The organism is Pseudoalteromonas sp. Xi13, assembly GCF_003952205.1.
Taxonomy (GTDB): domain Bacteria; phylum Pseudomonadota; class Gammaproteobacteria; order Enterobacterales; family Alteromonadaceae; genus Pseudoalteromonas; species Pseudoalteromonas atlantica.
In genome coordinates this window covers 3,244,522-3,261,002 of the sequence record NZ_CP034439.1, presented here as the reverse complement: position 1 = coordinate 3,261,002, position 16,481 = coordinate 3,244,522, and the positions used below count along the sequence as shown (strand labels likewise).

Genomic DNA, 16,481 nt, shown 5'->3' with positions numbered 1-16,481 from the left:
TAGGTAACAAACATGATTACAGTCGCTCCACAAGTAAACCAAGCTAACAAAAGCTTGAAGTTAGACTTAGAAAACTTAACTGATGACCAAAAAGCGTTAGAGATTAAGGACCTTGATCTTTACTATGGTGAAAAGCAAGCGCTTAGCAAAGTAAATATGAATATCCCGAAAGGCCAAGTTACAGCGTTTATCGGTCCGTCGGGTTGTGGTAAATCAACGCTATTGCGTTGTATTAACCGCATGAACGATTTAGTTGATGTGTGTCGTATTGAAGGTGAAATATTGCTTCATGGCCAAAATATTTACGATAAAAGTGTAGATGTAGCCGCGCTTCGTCGTAACGTGGGTATGGTGTTTCAGCGTCCTAACCCATTTCCTAAATCAATTTATGAAAATGTGGTTTATGGCCTACGCTTACAAGGTATTAAAGAAAAGCGTAAGCTAGATGAAGTGGTAGAACAATCACTTCGCGGTGCAGCCTTATGGGATGAAGTAAAAGACAGATTACACGATAGCGCATTTGGTCTATCGGGTGGTCAGCAACAGCGTTTAGTTATTGCCCGTTCAATTGCGATTGAACCTGAAGTACTATTACTTGATGAACCAACATCGGCACTTGACCCAATTTCTACTTTGGTTATTGAAGAGCTAATTAACGATTTAAAGAACAAATTTACCGTTGTTATTGTGACACATAACATGCAACAAGCAGCGCGTGTATCTGATCAAACGGCCTTTATGTACATGGGCGAGTTGATTGAATACTCAGACACAAATACCTTATTTACAACGCCAAGCAAAAAGAAAACGGAAGACTACATTACAGGCCGTTACGGCTAGTCGTATACGTTTTAGTGTTGTAAACGAATTTAAGAGAAGGTAATTATGGAACATAATATAAATAAGCATATTTCTGGGCGCTTTAACCAAGAGCTAGAAAATGTTCGTAACCATGTACTTAACATGGGTGGCCTAGTTGAGCAGCAGCTAAGCAGTGCATTAGATGCAGTAAGTCGCAATGATGCTGAACTGGCACAAAAAGTACGCCAGAACGATTACAAAGTAAATGCGATGGAAGTTAGCATTGATGATGAATGTACGCGCATTATTGCTCGTCGTCAGCCTGCTGCGAGCGATTTACGCTTAGTAATTGCTATTGCAAAAACGATTGCCGATTTAGAACGCATTGGCGATGAAGCAGAGCGCATTGCTAAAGTGGCTTTGGATTCATTTACTAAAGATCAGCAAGATTTATTAGTAAATATTGAAAACATGGGTCGCCAAGTTTTAAAAATGCTACACGATGTACTAGATGCGTTTGCGCGCATGGATGTACAACGTGCCTTTGAAGTACATAAAGAAGATGCAAAAGTTGACCGTGAATATGAAGCAATCACGCGTCAAATTATGACTTACATGATGGAAGACCCACGTTCAATTCCTAAAATTATGGATTTAGTATGGTCTGTACGTTCATTAGAGCGTATTGGCGACCGTTGCCAAAATATTGCGGAATACATTATTTATTTTGTTAACGGTAAAGATATTCGTCATACATCTCAAGAAGATATAGAAAAATCGTTGTAGGTTTTTATCTATCATTCTTTTTTATTGAAGCGGCTTAGTGCCGCTTTATGCATTGTTAGCCATGATGAAATAATAAAAAGCGTTCACAATCGCGGCTAATACTGTAAAATTCATGCTGCAAAGCATATCAATTTGATTAAAGGGTCAGTTATGCCTACAAACGCGTTTTTAGGAGTATTTGCAAAATCTCCTATCAAACCAATGGAAGAACACATCAAGAAGGTTCATCAAGCAAGTAAAGCCTTGATACCTTTTTTTAATCACGTATTTAAAGAAGAGTGGGAGCAAGCAGAAGAGCTTCGCTTAACTATTCGTAATTTAGAGCGTGAAGCTGATGATATGAAAAGAGATATACGCTTACAATTACCGCGTGGTTTATTCATGCCGGTAGAGCGTACAGATCTGCTCGAACTCGTAACTCAACAAGATAAAATAGCAAATAAGGCTAAAGACATTGCAGGGCGCGTAATTGGCCGTGAAATGACAATTCCTAGTGCTATGCAAGCAGACTTTTTAGCTTATCTAACACGTTGTGTTGATGCGACTAAACAAGCATCAAAAGCAATTAATGAGTTAGAAGAATTGTTAGAAACGGGCTTTAAAGGTCGCGAGGTTACTTTAGTAGAAAAAATGCTCGTAGAATTGGATGCCATAGAACAAGACACGGATGAAATGCAAATTAAAGTACGCCGCCAACTACGCGATGTAGAAAGCGAGCTAAACCCAATTGATGTTATGTTTTTATACAAAATAATTGAATGGGTTGGCGAACTTGCAGATATTGCAGAGCGCGTAGGATCACGTCTTGAGCTGATGCTAGCTCGTTAATTTATAAAAATCAGTTCAAACGAAAGATTAAGGTTACACAATGGATATCATTGCATCTTACGGCACGGTATTAGTTTTAATTGCCGCAGCAGTCGGCTTTTTTATGGCTTATGGTATTGGCGCGAACGACGTTGCTAATGCGATGGGTACTTCGGTAGGTTCAAAAGCGTTAACAATTAAACAAGCAATTATTATTGCTATGATTTTTGAATTTGCTGGTGCTTACTTAGCAGGTGGTGAGGTTACATCAACAATCCGTAAAGGTATTATTGATGCTGCGCCTTTTGCTGCTCTCCCTGATTTAATGGTTTTAGGTATGATCTCTGCACTTTTTGCAGCAGGTACTTGGCTATTAATTGCCTCATTTTTAGGTTGGCCTGTTTCAACAACTCACTCAATTATTGGTGCAATCATTGGTTTTGCATTAGTTGCAGTGGGTACAGAGGCTATTCAATGGAATAAAGTAGGTGGTATTGTAGGTAGCTGGATTATTACACCTGCTATTTCGGGCTTTATTGCTTACTTAATCTTTATGAGTGCGCAAAAGCTGATTTTTGATACTGATGCACCGCTTAAAAACGCAAAACGCTTTGTACCTTTGTACATGGGTTTAGCGGGCTTTATTATGGCGCTAGTAACAATCAAAAAAGGCCTAAAGCATATAGGTATTAACCTAGGCGCTACTGAAGGTTATTTAATTGCGATCGCGATTGCTGTGATTGTAGCTATTATTGGTAAAATTGCGATTTCACGTTTAAATATCGACCCTAAAGCCGATAAACAAATGCAATTTAATAACGTAGAAAAAGTATTTGCGGTATTAATGGTATTAACAGCGTGTTGTATGGCGTTTGCGCATGGCTCAAACGATGTAGCGAATGCAATTGGTCCACTTGCTGCGGTTGTGAACATTGTTGAAAGCAACGGTGAAATTGCTAAAAAAGCGGCTATTGCTTGGTGGATTTTACCACTAGGTGGTTTTGGTATTGTTGCCGGTCTTGCTATTTTAGGTAAAAAGGTAATTAAAACGATAGGTGAAGGTATTACTCACTTAACGCCTAGCCGTGGTTTTGCTGCTGAATTAGCTGCTGCGTCTACCGTTGTTATTGCATCAGGTACAGGTATGCCAATTTCTACTACACAAACCTTAGTTGGTGCGGTATTAGGTGTAGGTATGGCACGTGGTATTGGTGCACTTAACATGGGTGTTATCAGAAACATTGTAGTTTCTTGGGTAATTACATTGCCAGTTGGCGCTGCCCTTGCTATTGTTATTTTCTACGTACTAAGAACCGCGTTTGGGGTTTAACAAAAAAGTACTCAAAGACTTTTAGCTTGAAAAGATCTCAACGCCCTAGGTGTTGGGGTCTTTTTATTTGTGGAAAGAAAAAATGACCAACCTACCAAGTATTAAACAGCTACAGTATTTATTAGCTGTACATCAGCACCAGCATTTTGGCCGTGCAGCAAGTGCGTGCTTTATTGGGCAATCTACTTTAAGCAGTGCAATTCAAAACCTTGAAGAAACACTCGGTTGTCAGCTAATTGAGCGAGAAAATCGCAGCCTTATGTTTACCAGTATTGGTGAAGAGGTCGTGGAGCGCTCTCGTAAAATTATTAACGATACAATTAGTTTAAAAGAGCTAACCAAAAGCTTTTTAACGCCACTCAGTGGTAAGTTAGTGGTAGGGGTTATACCCACTATCGCCAGCTTTATAGCGGCGCCTTTGTATCACTTTTGTAAGCAAACCTTTTGTGATTTAGAGTTGGTACTTGTTGAAGATACCAGCGACAAGTTATTAGATAAGCTTGAACACGGCCATATTGATTTAGCCTTATTAGCCTTACCGTACCAAACGGAGAAGTTTCATACTCAAGTATTGGCTAAAGATCACTTTAGTTTAGTGCACCATAAAGATTACAGCCCTGCTAAAGGCGTTGAAGACTTTAACTTGCTACCCGATGCTAGTGTGTTTTTATTAGAGCGAGAGCATTGTATGACGGGGCATGCATTGAGTGCGTGTCATCTAAACCGCTCAAGCTGTATTAACCCTTTTGAAGCTGCAAGCTTACATACCTTATTAAGCATGGTAGAGCATCAGTTAGGGGTTACATTTTTACCGCAAATGGCGATTAATGCGGGCATTCTTAAAGATAAAAACATGATAGCAACCCCATCGCAAGGCGATGCCTACAGAGATATAGGCATACTGTGGCGTAAAACCACAGGAAGAATTCGCGACTTTAAGTTATTCAGCCAACAGCTAGAAGTGTTTTTAGCTCGCCAATGTAGCTTAGACTTTGAGAGTTAAGCCTATTTACCTTAAGGTTAAAGTGCAGCAGTAATATGTTGTTTTAGGTAAATAGGGTCTGTGCAGTGTGGTTATTGGTCACTATTAAGCACCAGCGTAGCATAAACAAAACAGCAGCCTACAAGGGCTGCTGTTTGCTATGTGTTTGGCTTTCAAAAGGTTCGAGTTCGGGTAGGAAAAGCAAGTAAATCCAAACCACTACATTAAAATAAGGGAGTAGGCCTAAAGTAGCAAATACGCCTACTGGGTAGCCCTTTAGCTGCGCGTACCGATAGCACTGATACGCAATTACACAATGTATTACGAGAAGTAAAATAATTAACTGCGCCATACCTTCCTCCTTAAACCTGACAAGCTTTAACCTCTATGTAATTGCTAGTCATGTATGCTTATAGGTAATGTCATGTTTTTATTGTTAAATCATCAAAATAACAAGACATTTACTAAGTGGTACGTAAAGTATAGGCAATAAGTGCAATAATGATAGTAATAAAATGCTTAAAACTGTTTAAAAATGTTTAGCTGGCGCTAGTGTGTTGTTGGATAAAAGGTTTCTTCTGGTAAATAATTTTAAGCGTCGATTGTACTTTTTCTACAGGCACAGGACGGGCAATAAAATAGCCTTGTCCGTAGTCAACACCAATCTCTTTTAGTGCAAAAAATATCTCTTCGCTTTCTACGTATTCTGCCACAGAGCGCTTATCAAGGGAGCGGCTTATATCGTTAATGGCCTTAACCAGTGCTAAGTCGATGGGGTCGTTAATCATGTCGCGTACAAACGAGCCATCTATTTTTACATGTTGTGCAGGTAACTGTTTTAAATAGTTAAATGTGCTAAAGCCTGTACCAAAGTCATCAATAGAAAAATGACAGCCTAAACTGTTTAGCTTTTCTATCATTTTACGGGTGGCTTTTAAATTGTTAACTGAGGCCGACTCGGTGATTTCAAAAATAATACGCGAAGGCGGTACGTGGTATTTTTCTAGGCTCGATTCTATATGTGGCAATAAGCGTTCATCTAAAAACGATTGAGCAGAAAGGTTAATAGCCACTTGGTTTAAATCTGGGTGTTCAGCCACGCTAGCAATGGCATTGCGAATAACACATTGGTCCATTAAAAAGGTATCGTTTAGCAGCTCAAGAGAGGGAATAAATTGATTAGGGAAAATAAGTTTATCGTCTACTTTTAAACGCAGTAACGCTTCAAAATAAGCCACTTTATTGGCTTTAAAGTCCCATATTGGCTGATAGTGCAGCTCTACGTTATCTTGCTGAAGTGCTTGTCGAATCTCATGCCCCCACTCAAGCCCGGTTTGCAAGGTGTTATTTTGCGCATCTTCTTTTGAGTAGCAGTGCACTAGGTTACGGCCTAAACTTTTAGCAATATATAAGGCAATATCGGCTTGCTTGAGGCACTCACTCGGGTCGCAATTTTTAGCTGTTATTTGCGTTAAGCCAATAGAGCAGCTAATTGAATACACTTGGTCTTCTGATTTAAACTCGTGCTGTTCAATCGCGCTACAAATACTCTCTGCAATTAGGTGAGCGTCAAGCAGCTGCGTATTTTTTAAAATAACAGCAAATTCGTCACCACCTATTCTACACACTAAATGTTTAGCGCTAATGTTTGCTTCAAATAATTGAGCTACATCTTTTAGTACAATGTCGCCTTGTTGGTGGCCTTTGCTGTCGTTAATTATTTTAAAATGATCTAAATCGATGTAAATAAGCGCGTGCTCTACATCACCATAAGTGTGCTTGGTTTGGCATATTTTATTGAGTTGTTGATCAAAATAATAACGATTATGTAAACCTGTTAGCGTATCGTGCAGGGCCAAGTGGCGCAGCTTTAATTCAGCTTGTTTACGCTCGTGTATGTTGTCGATTGTGGCAGTAATGGTGGCATTATTACGGCTGTTTTTTATTAGCTGTAAGCGGCATTCCACCCAAATCTGATTGCCATTTTTATGATTAAGTTGAATCTCGACTTGCTGCTGGTGCATGCCGCCATTAAGAATATCGTTAATGGTCGTATTTAGTTTTACTTGGCATTCATCAGAGCAATAATCGATTAATGATTTTTGCAAAGACGATTTAACCCCAAAGCCACTTAGTGTTTCCCAAGCAGGATTGATAAAGCGAATTTTACCTTGTTGGTCGAGCTCTAAAACCACCGTATTTAAATGCAGCAAAATACGTTGGTGCGCCGAAAACAGCTCTTTGTAGCGTACTTCGCTAATACTTAACTGTTCAACCTTTTGGGCAAACTCAGCATAACTAACCATAAAGTCTTCACGGCGCGCAGCATGGTCACATACTTTATTTAAAAACGACGGGTCGTATGGCGCTCTTATAAAGTCGGTAACACCGGACAGCAGCAGCTGCTCTGCATAGTCGGCATCGTTATTATCAATAATAGTTACAATGGCTTGTTTAGGGTTATGTTGCAGTATTTCTTCGACTAAAACACTTGAAGTATCTGCGCGCGACGCGGTTGCATCAAGCAGTACAATGGCAAACTGTTGTTGGTTGTAAGCGTTTAAAGCACTTTGGCTTGAGGTGACATGGGTAATGGCAAAATTGAGCTTAAGTTGCTCTGCTATTTCATCGGCTTTTTGCGCTATTGGTTCAAGCAAGAGTAAATTAAGGCGGCTGCTTTTTTCTAAATGCGTAGACAGAACATTAGCCAGCACCTGCGGCAGCATATCTTGGTGCTCAAAGGGCAGTACGGCATCTATGCCATAACTACGAGCGGTGGTTTCTGCTATACGCTCACAGTAAATAGGCGGAATAAGTAAAATTGGGGTGTTTTTTGGGGTGTTAAGTAAGCCTGAGCGGATCATGCGAGAAAAACGCCAACCATCTATTTTTCCCACGCTTAAGCCCGTAATAATCATGTTTACTGGCTGCTTTTTTAACAGGGTGAGTGCATCTAGGCTATCTGCGGCTTCAATAAATTCAAATACGTTTAAGTACTCTAAAGTGGCGCGTATAGTGCGGCGTTCTTCGCTACTTGCGTTTAGAATGAGCAACTTCAGCTTATCTGCCACTTTTTTATAACCCCAAAACTAAACCATCATTATTAAGGACAGTAAGAATAATGATATTTACCAATAAGAACAAGATTATTTAAAGTAGTTACTCAAATGTATCTAAAATAGGGCGAATCCTCTCAACTGTTGTAGATATCTTGAGCTTAGCCGAGGATAGATATACACTTGGCGCGATTTTAATGATGTGGAATACCGACTATGCGCGTGGCTGACTTTAGCTTTGACTTACCTGATGAATTAATTGCTCGTTTTCCTAAACAAGACAGAACCAGCAGCCGTTTACTAACCCTAGATGGTCCAACTGGCAACGTTGAACACAAAGTGTTTAGCGACCTACTTGATTTAGTAAACGAAGGTGACTTATTAGTATTTAATAATACCCGCGTTATTCCTGCCCGTATGTTTGGCCAAAAAGCCTCTGGCGGTAAAGTCGAAGTACTTGTAGAGCGTGTAGTTGATGAACACCGCGTACTTGCCCATGTAAGAGCAAGTAAGTCGTTAAAGCCTGGTAACGAAGTTATTTTAGAAGGCAAAGCCAAAGCGACAATGATTGCACGTCACGATACGTTATTTGAGCTTGAATTTGATCGCAGCCAAAATGTACTCGATATTCTAAACGACATTGGCCACATGCCTTTACCTCCTTACATTGACCGCCCAGACACCGAAGCTGACCGCGAGCGTTATCAAACCGTTTATGGCGAAAAGCCCGGTGCAGTAGCAGCGCCTACAGCAGGGCTGCATTTTGACGATAAGCTAATGGCGGCATTAAAACAAAAAGGCGTAAACATGGCGTTTGTTACGCTACATGTGGGCGCAGGTACGTTTCAGCCGGTGCGTGTAGAAAGCGTAGATGAGCATGTCATGCACTCTGAATACATTGAAGTACCTGATGAGGTGGTTCACGCTGTTGCTAATACAAAAGCTAACGGTGGGCGTGTTATAGCTGTGGGAACTACTTCTGTACGCTCGCTGGAGTCGGCAGCAAAAGTACACGGCGGTAAATTAGAGAGCTATTTTGGCGATACCGATATTTTTATTTTTCCGGGTTATCAGTTTAATGTAGTTGATGCCATGGTGACTAACTTTCACTTGCCAGAATCAACCCTCATAATGCTAGTAAGTGCCTTTAGCGGCCAAGATAACATTATGGGCGCGTACAACACGGCTATAGAACAAAAGTACCGCTTTTTTAGCTACGGCGATGCGATGTTTTTAACACGTAAATAAGCACGGTTTTATCCGGTACCGTTTTTAAAAGCCCAGCTCGCACGCTGGGTTTTTATTTGCCTGCGCTAATACGCAGTGAATTTAGCGCAGCTAATAGTAATAACGGGGCAAAAAGGGTAGAATCGAGCGGTTAAATTATAGCTTGTTGGACTGTTTTTCCGACATTGAGGATGATATGAAATTTGAATTAGACCGCACCGACGGAAAAGCGCGCCGCGGCCGCTTGATTTTTGACCGTGGTGTAATAGAAACGCCTGCATTTATGCCAGTAGGTACTTACGGTACTGTTAAGGGCATGACCCCAGATGAAGTTAAAGCCACAGGGGCACAAATTTGTTTGGGTAACACCTTTCATTTAATGCTACGCCCAGGTACTGAAATCATTAAACAACACGGTGATTTACACGACTTTATGAATTGGGACTTTCCAATTTTAACCGACTCAGGTGGTTTCCAAGTATTTAGCCTTGGTGCTATGCGTAAAATTACCGAAGAAGGCGTGTTGTTCCAATCGCCGGTAAATGGTGACCAAATTATGATGTCGCCTGAAAAATCAATGGAAGTACAGCGTGATTTAGGCTCAGATATCGTCATGATTTTTGACGAATGTACGCCATACCCTGCCACCGAAAAAGAAGCAAAAGACTCAATGGAGTTATCGCTTCGTTGGGCTAAGCGCTCTAAAGAAGGCCACGGCGATAACCCATCAGCCTTATTTGGTATTATTCAAGGTGGTATGTACCCAGAGTTACGTGCACAATCACAAAAAGGCCTAGAAGAAATTGGCTTTGATGGTTACGCATTAGGCGGCCTATCGGTTGGTGAGCCTAAAAACGAAATGATGAATATTCTTGATCATTGTGCGTACAAAATGCCAGAAGACAAACCGCGCTACTTAATGGGTGTAGGTAAACCTGAAGACTTAGTTGAGTCTGTACGCCGTGGTATTGATATGTTTGACTGTGTAATGCCTACCCGTAATGCACGTAATGGTCATTTATTTATTACCACAGGTACAATTAAAATTCGTAACGCAGTACATAAAACAGACACTGGCCCACTTGATCCTGAGTGTGATTGTCATACCTGTAAAAATTATTCGCGTGCTTATTTGCATCACCTTGATAAATGTAACGAAATTTTAGGCGCACGACTAAACACAATCCATAACTTACGTTACTATCAGCGTGTTATGGAAGGCCTACGCAATGCAATTAGCGAAGGTAAACTAGAAGAATTTGTTAGTGATTTTTATGCTCGCCGTGGCCAAGACGTGCCAGAGCTTGCAGATATAAATTAAAATTTAAAAATATAGAGGAAGTATTATGAGTTTATTTATTTCAAACGCACACGCCGCTGCTGGTCAACCTGCTGCAAGTGGTGGCTGGGAAATGCTAATTATGTTAGCTATTTTCGGTTTAGTTTTTTACTTTTTAATTTACCGCCCACAAGCTAAGCGTGTTAAAGAGCACAAAAGCCTTATGAGCGCGATGGCTAAAGGTGATGAAGTACTTACCCAAGGCGGTTTAGTAGGTAAAATTGTTAAAATTACTGAAGATAAAGATTTCATCGTGATTTCTTTAAATGAGCAAGCTGAAGTAACAGTACAAAAATCGGCAGTATCTGCTGTATTGCCTAAAGGCACAATGAAGTCACTATAAAAATAAAAAGGACATGCCTGTGTTAAACAAGTTTCCAATTTGGAAGTATTTACTTGTTTTAGCTGTGGTAGCCATTGGCCTTTTATATGCTTCTCCAAACTTGTATGGCCGCGATCCGGCCATTCAGGTTTCGGGGGCAAAAGGCGCAGATGTCGATCTCAGTGTAGTAGACAAAGTAAACGCAACCCTCAAACAGCATAATGTAACAGCTAAGTCTACCGTGCTTGAAGGCGGCCAAGTATTAGTACGTTTTAAAAATGTTGAAGAACAGCTAAAAGCGCAAGACTTACTGCGTAATTCTCTTAGCGACGATTATATCTCTGCTATTAATATGGCACCTGCGCAACCTGCATGGTTAAAATCATTGGGTGGTAACCCTATGAAGCTAGGTCTTGATTTAAGTGGTGGTGTTCACTTCACCATGGAAATCGACATGGCAACCGCGGTAGATAATCAGCTAGAGCAAATGGAACAAGATTTTCGTAGCGACCTACGCGAAGAAAAACTTCGTTACCGTAGTGTTCGCCGCGTAGCGGGCTCTGAACGTATGCGTGTAGAAATGCGTACCGAAGAAGATAAAGAAGCGGCTGAACGCTTTTTAGCATCGCGCTACCCACTAAACGTATACATTGATGATAGCAGTAACGATCGCGCATTTTTTGCCACTATGAGTGAGCAAAAGCTTAAAGAAATACGAGACTACGCTATTAAGCAAAACGAAACCATTATTCGTAATCGTATTAACCAAATTGGTGTTGCAGAGCCTAACGTACAGCGCCAAGGTGCTGAGCGTATTATTGTGCAACTGCCAGGTGTTCAAGATACAGCACGCGCTAAAGAAATTTTAGGTGCAACGGCCACGCTTGAATTTCGTGAAGTAGACGAAAACGCAGACCCAAGTGCTGCTGCTCAAGGACGTATTCCTGCGGGCACAGAAATGATCATGAGCCGTGATGGCTACCCTGTGGTACTTAAAAAACGTGTAATCCTTGAAGGTAGCCATATCACTGGTGCACAATCAGGAAACGACGAATATCAGCGCCCACAAGTAAGCATTACCTTAGATAGCAAAGGCGGGGCAAAAATGAATGCCTTTACCAAGCGTGCTATTGGTAAGCGCATGGCAACAGTATTTATTGAATACAAGCCATCGGGTAAAAAAGATGCTGACGGTAAAGCACTTCCACCTATTAAGGTAGAAGAGGTCATTAACGTTGCGACTATTCAGGCTCGTCTTGACCGCTCATTCCGTATTACAGGTATTGATAACCCAGCCGAAGCCCACAACTTAAGCTTACTATTACGCGCCGGTGCATTAGTAGCGCCAATTCAAATTGTTGAAGAGCGCACAGTAGGCCCAAGCCTAGGTCAAGAAAACATTGAAGCCGGTATGACAGCTGTAGCCCTTGGCTTTGCGTTTGTACTTGCCTTTATGCTTATTTACTACAAAGGGTTTGGTTTAGTTGCCAACATTGCACTAGCAGCTAACTTAGTGCTTATTGTAGGTGTAATGTCGTTAATCCCAGGCGCAACTTTAACGCTGCCAGGTATTGCCGGTATTGTATTAACAGTAGGTATGGCGGTTGATGCTAACGTACTTATTTTTGAGCGTATTCGTGAAGAGCTGGCCGATGGCCGCAGCCCTCAACAAGCCGTTCATTTTGGTTACGATAGCGCCTTTAGTACTATTTTTGATGCCAATATTACCACTTTAATTGCTGCGGTTATTTTATTTGCAGTGGGCACTGGCCCTATTGCAGGTTTTGCCGTAACACTGGCAATTGGTATTTTAACTTCAATGTTTACAGCCATAGTTGGTACCCGTGCGGTAATTAACTTATTTATTGGTGGTAAGCGCATTGATAAACTTTCAATTTAAGGAGCGGACATGCAAATTTTAAGTTTGGGTGGTAAAACCCTACGTTTCATGTCACTTCGTAAAGTGGCAATGGGTTTTTCTACGCTATTAATTTTAGCGTCGTTTGCCTCAATTTTTATCAAAGGTTTAAACTTTGGTTTAGATTTTACTGGCGGTACCGCTGTAGAGGTTGGTTTTTCGCAACCTGCAGATTTGAAAAAAGTACGCTCAGTATTAGCTGAAAACGGGTTTGCCGATGCCTCAGTGCAGCTGTTTGGTTCTAGCCAAGATATTTTGGTTCGTTTAGCGCCGCGTGGCAGTGAAGTAAAAGCCGAAGTTATTGGTAACCAAGTTATTACTGCCTTAAAGCAAGCTGATGAGAGCGTAGTAATGCGCCGCATTGAGTTTGTAGGCCCAAGCGTAGGGGAAGACTTAAAAGAGCAGGGTGGCCTTGCCATGTTAACTGCGCTTATTTGTATTTTGATTTACGTGGCATTTCGCTTTGAGTGGCGTTTTGCTGTGGGCGCGGTAGGTGCACTACTACACGATGTAATTATTACAGTGGGTTTGTTTTCTGTATTAGGGTTAGAGTTTGACTTAACTATTTTAGCGGCAATATTGGCGGTAATTGGTTACTCACTTAACGATACTATTGTTGTATCTGACCGTATTCGTGAAAACTTCCGTAAAGTACGCATCGACGACACTATCGAAATTATCGACATGTCGTTAACGCAAACACTTAACCGTACACTTGTAACGTCAATCACCACTATTTTGGTATTGATTGCGCTATTTGTGTGGGGCGGACAAACCATTCACGGCTTTGCTACAGCCCTGTTATTTGGTGTGTTCATTGGTACTTATTCTTCAGTTTACGTTGCAAGCTCGGTAGCTATTACCATGGGCGTAAGTAAAGAAGATTTAATACCAGAGGTAATTGAAAAAGAAGGCGCAGACCTAGACGCATTGCCGTAATAGAGTTAACGCTAAATAAAACCGCTCAATTGAGCGGTTTTTTATTGCGCGCGGTTTTATAGAGCTTGATTACCTTTAATACTAAACGTACACGCTTTTTAGGCTGCATTTAAAGCCTTGAGCCGATTATATAATTAAGCCATTACAATAACGTATGATTAGTTAACAGTATATTAGGCTATAAACTTAGTGCTTAGATTGTACCGCCGCTAAATTGAGCAAATTTAATCCTGAATAGTCAATAGCAGCTAATGCCATAAAATTGTCATACAGGCTTGCTACTTTAATGCCCCTATTAAACGACAATCAGGTTTTGCAGTGACGATGCAGCGCAAAGTACTAGAGTACATTTTAAGTAACGGTGAAATAACCACGTTATTTCAGCCTATTTTTGATATAGCTAATCAAACAATTATAGGTTACGAAGCGCTAAGTCGAGGGCCTAAAAACAGCCCTTTGGAAATGCCTAACCCTCTGTTTGAAGCGGCCAGTGAGCACGCTTTAATTTCAGAGCTTGAGCTATTATGCCGCTCAAAAGCAATTGAAAACTTTGTAAAGCTTAATTTAAACGGTAAGTTATTTTTAAATGTAAGCCCTAAAACCTTACTCGACCCTTGCCACCCAAAAGGTGAAACCCTGCACTTAATAGAGCAGTTTGGTTTAGCAGCAAACCGCGTGGTGATTGAGGTAACAGAGCAAGAAAAGGTCGACGATGGTTTTTTATTATTAAAAACAATTGCACACTACCGCGAGCTGGGTTTTACCATTGCCATTGACGATTTAGGTGCTGGTTACTCGGGCTTAAAACAGTGGTCTGAACTATGCCCCGACTTTGTAAAAATCGACCGTTACTTTATTGATCATTGCGATGAAAGCGAAGTTAAAAAAGAGTTTTTGAAATCGATTACGGTACTCGCAAAAGCAACAAACACCGCCGTAATAGCCGAAGGCATAGAAAGAGTAGAAGAGCTTGCCTATGTTGAAAGCTTAGGCATAGCAAACGTACAAGGTTTTTTACTGGAAAAACCAAACCCAAATCCAAGCCTTGATTACAGCTCAGAGCAATTACAAGCATTGAACTTTAAACAGCCAAGCAACACGTTTGATCAATCAATGGCGATTGGCTGGCTTGCTGTTACACAAGAAGCAATAGACAGCGAAACCCGTTGTAAAGACGCCCACAAGCTATTCGAAAAAGATAAAGCCGTGATGAGCCTAGCGGTTTTAAATAAAGCCGGCCAACCGGTTGGGTTACTACATAAAGATCAGCTTACTGAGGTGTTTGCAGCGCCCTATGGCCATGCACTTTACGACAAGTGCCCCGTAACCGACTTTATGGATAAACAACCTTTAGTGGTGGATGAAAACCAACTTCTTGATACCGTGAGTCAGCAAATTACAGAGCAAGACTTTGATATTCGCCGCCATATTGTGATCACCCGAAATAAACGTTACCTAGGGCTTGCCCCTTTGCGTGATATTTTAAAGCACATAACAGAAGAAAAAATTCGTCACGCCCAGCATGCTAACCCACTCACCATGCTCCCTGGTAATGTAGCGATTAATGAGGCAATAGAGCAAAGGTTACGCTCACAAAGTGCGTTTTCGCTTGCCTATATAGATCTTAATCACTTTAAGCAGTTCAATGATTTATACGGCTATGCCAGTGGCGATAGTGTGATTAAATTATTGGCAGATGTAACCGTGCAAGCATGCGAAAACAGTGCTAACTTTGTAGGACATATAGGTGGTGATGACTTTATGGTTGTGTTTGACCAATCAGATGCTGTGTATATTTGTAATACCATAATTGAGCAGTTTGAACTGCAATCACGCACTTTTTTTACGCCTGAGCACATTAAGAGCAAAGGTTACTGGGCTACAAATCGTGAGGGAGAAAAGCAATTTGTACCTTTACTTACGTTATCAATTGGCCTTGTGGAGCCCGACTTACAAGAATGTAAAAACAGCCATCAAGTTGCAGCACTTGCAACAGATGCTAAAAAAGAGGCTAAGCGGTATCGCCATAGTTATTTGTTTATTTGCAAGCGCAGAAAGCCTGCGCCTGCCGTAGTGCGCTTAGCACCAGAGAATAAACAGGTGGTATAAAAAATAGGTAATTATTATGTTGCCATTAAAAGTAGTTGTTGGTGGGTTTGCTTTATTTGCGGTTAGTTTTTTTGTGCAAGGGGTAGAGATTGTTAATGTTGCTCAAAAGCAAAGTGTGCAAAATGCCCGTGAAGAATACCTAAGTGAGCTATTAACACGAGCCCTAGAGCGGGCTAATTATCCTGTAGACATAAAAATGCAGCCAGTGAGCTTACAGCAACAGCGTGACCTGATTGAGCTAGATAAAACAGAGTTAGATGTTTATTGGAGCATGAGCAGCCCAGAACGAGAGGCACTGGCAATAGCCGTTAAAGTCCCGCTATTTAAAGGCTTTATAGGCAAGCGCGTTTTATTAACCAGTAAAAAAAATGTCGAGAAATTTAAAGGCATTACCACTTTGGCGCAATTAAGTGAGCTCTCGGCAGTGCAAGGGCATGATTGGCCAGATACAAAAATAATGGCCTATAACGGCTTACATGTAAGGCCGCTGAGTAACTATCAAGCTATGTTTACGCTTACTAGCCGGGGCAGAATCGATTACTTTCCTCGCTCATTTATAGAAGTTAATTCTGAGCTTGTTGCCAATGCGCAGAGTAACTTAGTTATTGTGCCTAATTTATTTATTAGTTATCCCACCGGTATTTATTATTTTGTTGTAAGTAGTAAGCCAGCTTTAGCGCAAGCCATAGAGCTTGGGTTGCAAAACATGAAAAACAGCGGAGAGTTTGATGCGTTATTTGATGAGTATTTTGCAAAAGACATAAACTCACTCCCTTTTACAAAAGGTTACACCACGGAGCTAAAGCTCGATAACCCTTACTTTTAAAACAAAAAAGGAGCCATAGGCTCCTTTTTTATAATAGGG

14 protein-coding genes are annotated in these 16,481 nt (G+C 41.0%); 12 read left to right on the top strand and 2 right to left on the bottom strand.

The window, feature by feature from the left end; all coding sequences use genetic code 11:
* Positions 1-12: 12 nt before the first annotated feature.
* From pstB to EJ103_RS14665, 5 genes are all read left to right on the top strand, one after another.
* Positions 13-840 carry a phosphate ABC transporter ATP-binding protein PstB gene (gene pstB, locus EJ103_RS14685; protein ID WP_004587622.1) on the top strand — a complete coding sequence of 276 codons (828 nt, stop codon included), beginning with the start codon at positions 13-15 and terminating at the stop codon, positions 838-840.
* A 45-nt stretch (positions 841-885) separates the two neighbouring features.
* Positions 886-1,587, top strand: coding sequence for a phosphate signaling complex protein PhoU (phoU, locus tag EJ103_RS14680; protein ID WP_004587621.1), 702 nt, complete (start codon positions 886-888; stop codon positions 1,585-1,587).
* Positions 1,588-1,737: 150 nt separating this feature from the next.
* Positions 1,738-2,415 carry a TIGR00153 family protein gene (locus EJ103_RS14675; RefSeq protein WP_126008337.1) on the top strand — a complete coding sequence of 226 codons (678 nt, stop codon included), beginning with the start codon at positions 1,738-1,740 and terminating at the stop codon, positions 2,413-2,415.
* 40 nt (positions 2,416-2,455) lie between these two features.
* On the top strand, positions 2,456-3,724 hold the full coding sequence (locus tag EJ103_RS14670) for an inorganic phosphate transporter (RefSeq protein ID WP_126008334.1): 1,269 nt from the start codon (positions 2,456-2,458) through the stop codon (positions 3,722-3,724).
* 82 nt (positions 3,725-3,806) lie between these two features.
* Positions 3,807-4,727: a hydrogen peroxide-inducible genes activator gene (locus tag EJ103_RS14665; protein WP_004587618.1), complete on the top strand. Its 921-nt coding sequence runs from the start codon at positions 3,807-3,809 to the stop codon at positions 4,725-4,727.
* Positions 4,728-4,845: 118 nt separating this feature from the next.
* Here the strand turns inward: EJ103_RS14665 and EJ103_RS14660 are convergent, their stop codons facing one another.
* A complete protein-coding gene (locus EJ103_RS14660; protein WP_024031438.1) occupies positions 4,846-5,058 on the bottom strand; it encodes a hypothetical protein in 213 nt (70 codons plus the stop codon).
* Between the two features lie 187 nt (positions 5,059-5,245).
* Positions 5,246-7,777: an EAL domain-containing protein gene (locus tag EJ103_RS14655; protein WP_024031437.1), complete on the bottom strand. Its 2,532-nt coding sequence runs from the start codon at positions 7,775-7,777 to the stop codon at positions 5,246-5,248.
* A 201-nt stretch (positions 7,778-7,978) separates the two neighbouring features.
* Between EJ103_RS14655 and queA the strand changes: the two genes are divergently transcribed.
* The 7 genes from queA to EJ103_RS14620 all read left to right on the top strand — a co-directional run bounded on the left by queA (position 7,979) and on the right by EJ103_RS14620 (position 16,442).
* Positions 7,979-9,010 carry a tRNA preQ1(34) S-adenosylmethionine ribosyltransferase-isomerase QueA gene (queA, locus tag EJ103_RS14650; protein ID WP_004587615.1) on the top strand — a complete coding sequence of 344 codons (1,032 nt, stop codon included), beginning with the start codon at positions 7,979-7,981 and terminating at the stop codon, positions 9,008-9,010.
* Between the two features lie 175 nt (positions 9,011-9,185).
* Entirely contained in the window at positions 9,186-10,310 is a 1,125-nt protein-coding gene (tgt, locus tag EJ103_RS14645; protein ID WP_004587614.1) for a tRNA guanosine(34) transglycosylase Tgt, read from the top strand.
* Between the two features lie 25 nt (positions 10,311-10,335).
* Positions 10,336-10,671, top strand: coding sequence for a preprotein translocase subunit YajC (gene yajC, locus EJ103_RS14640; RefSeq protein WP_004587613.1), 336 nt, complete (start codon positions 10,336-10,338; stop codon positions 10,669-10,671).
* A 19-nt stretch (positions 10,672-10,690) separates the two neighbouring features.
* Positions 10,691-12,550, top strand: a complete 1,860-nt coding sequence (gene secD, locus EJ103_RS14635) for a protein translocase subunit SecD (protein ID WP_004587612.1) — start codon at positions 10,691-10,693, stop codon at positions 12,548-12,550.
* Between the two features lie 9 nt (positions 12,551-12,559).
* The gene (secF, locus tag EJ103_RS14630; RefSeq protein ID WP_004587611.1) at positions 12,560-13,507 is read left to right on the top strand and encodes a protein translocase subunit SecF; all 948 of its coding nucleotides are present in this window, start codon (positions 12,560-12,562) and stop codon (positions 13,505-13,507) included.
* Positions 13,508-13,825: 318 nt separating this feature from the next.
* Entirely contained in the window at positions 13,826-15,616 is a 1,791-nt protein-coding gene (locus tag EJ103_RS14625) for a bifunctional diguanylate cyclase/phosphodiesterase (RefSeq protein ID WP_126008332.1), read from the top strand.
* Between the two features lie 16 nt (positions 15,617-15,632).
* The gene (locus tag EJ103_RS14620) at positions 15,633-16,442 is read left to right on the top strand and encodes a transporter substrate-binding domain-containing protein (RefSeq protein WP_126008330.1); all 810 of its coding nucleotides are present in this window, start codon (positions 15,633-15,635) and stop codon (positions 16,440-16,442) included.
* Positions 16,443-16,481 lie beyond the last annotated feature (39 nt).

Coding starts and splice junctions, on each gene's coding strand:
- pstB (WP_004587622.1), top strand. CDS start 13: ATGATTACAGTCGCTCCACAAGTAAACCAAGCTAACAAAAGCTTGAAG.
- phoU (WP_004587621.1), top strand. CDS start 886: ATGGAACATAATATAAATAAGCATATTTCTGGGCGCTTTAACCAAGAG.
- EJ103_RS14675 (WP_126008337.1), top strand. CDS start 1,738: ATGCCTACAAACGCGTTTTTAGGAGTATTTGCAAAATCTCCTATCAAA.
- EJ103_RS14670 (WP_126008334.1), top strand. CDS start 2,456: ATGGATATCATTGCATCTTACGGCACGGTATTAGTTTTAATTGCCGCA.
- EJ103_RS14665 (WP_004587618.1), top strand. CDS start 3,807: ATGACCAACCTACCAAGTATTAAACAGCTACAGTATTTATTAGCTGTA.
- EJ103_RS14660 (WP_024031438.1), bottom strand. CDS start 5,058: ATGGCGCAGTTAATTATTTTACTTCTCGTAATACATTGTGTAATTGCG.
- queA (WP_004587615.1), top strand. CDS start 7,979: ATGCGCGTGGCTGACTTTAGCTTTGACTTACCTGATGAATTAATTGCT.
- tgt (WP_004587614.1), top strand. CDS start 9,186: ATGAAATTTGAATTAGACCGCACCGACGGAAAAGCGCGCCGCGGCCGC.
- yajC (WP_004587613.1), top strand. CDS start 10,336: ATGAGTTTATTTATTTCAAACGCACACGCCGCTGCTGGTCAACCTGCT.
- secF (WP_004587611.1), top strand. CDS start 12,560: ATGCAAATTTTAAGTTTGGGTGGTAAAACCCTACGTTTCATGTCACTT.
- EJ103_RS14620 (WP_126008330.1), top strand. CDS start 15,633: ATGTTGCCATTAAAAGTAGTTGTTGGTGGGTTTGCTTTATTTGCGGTT.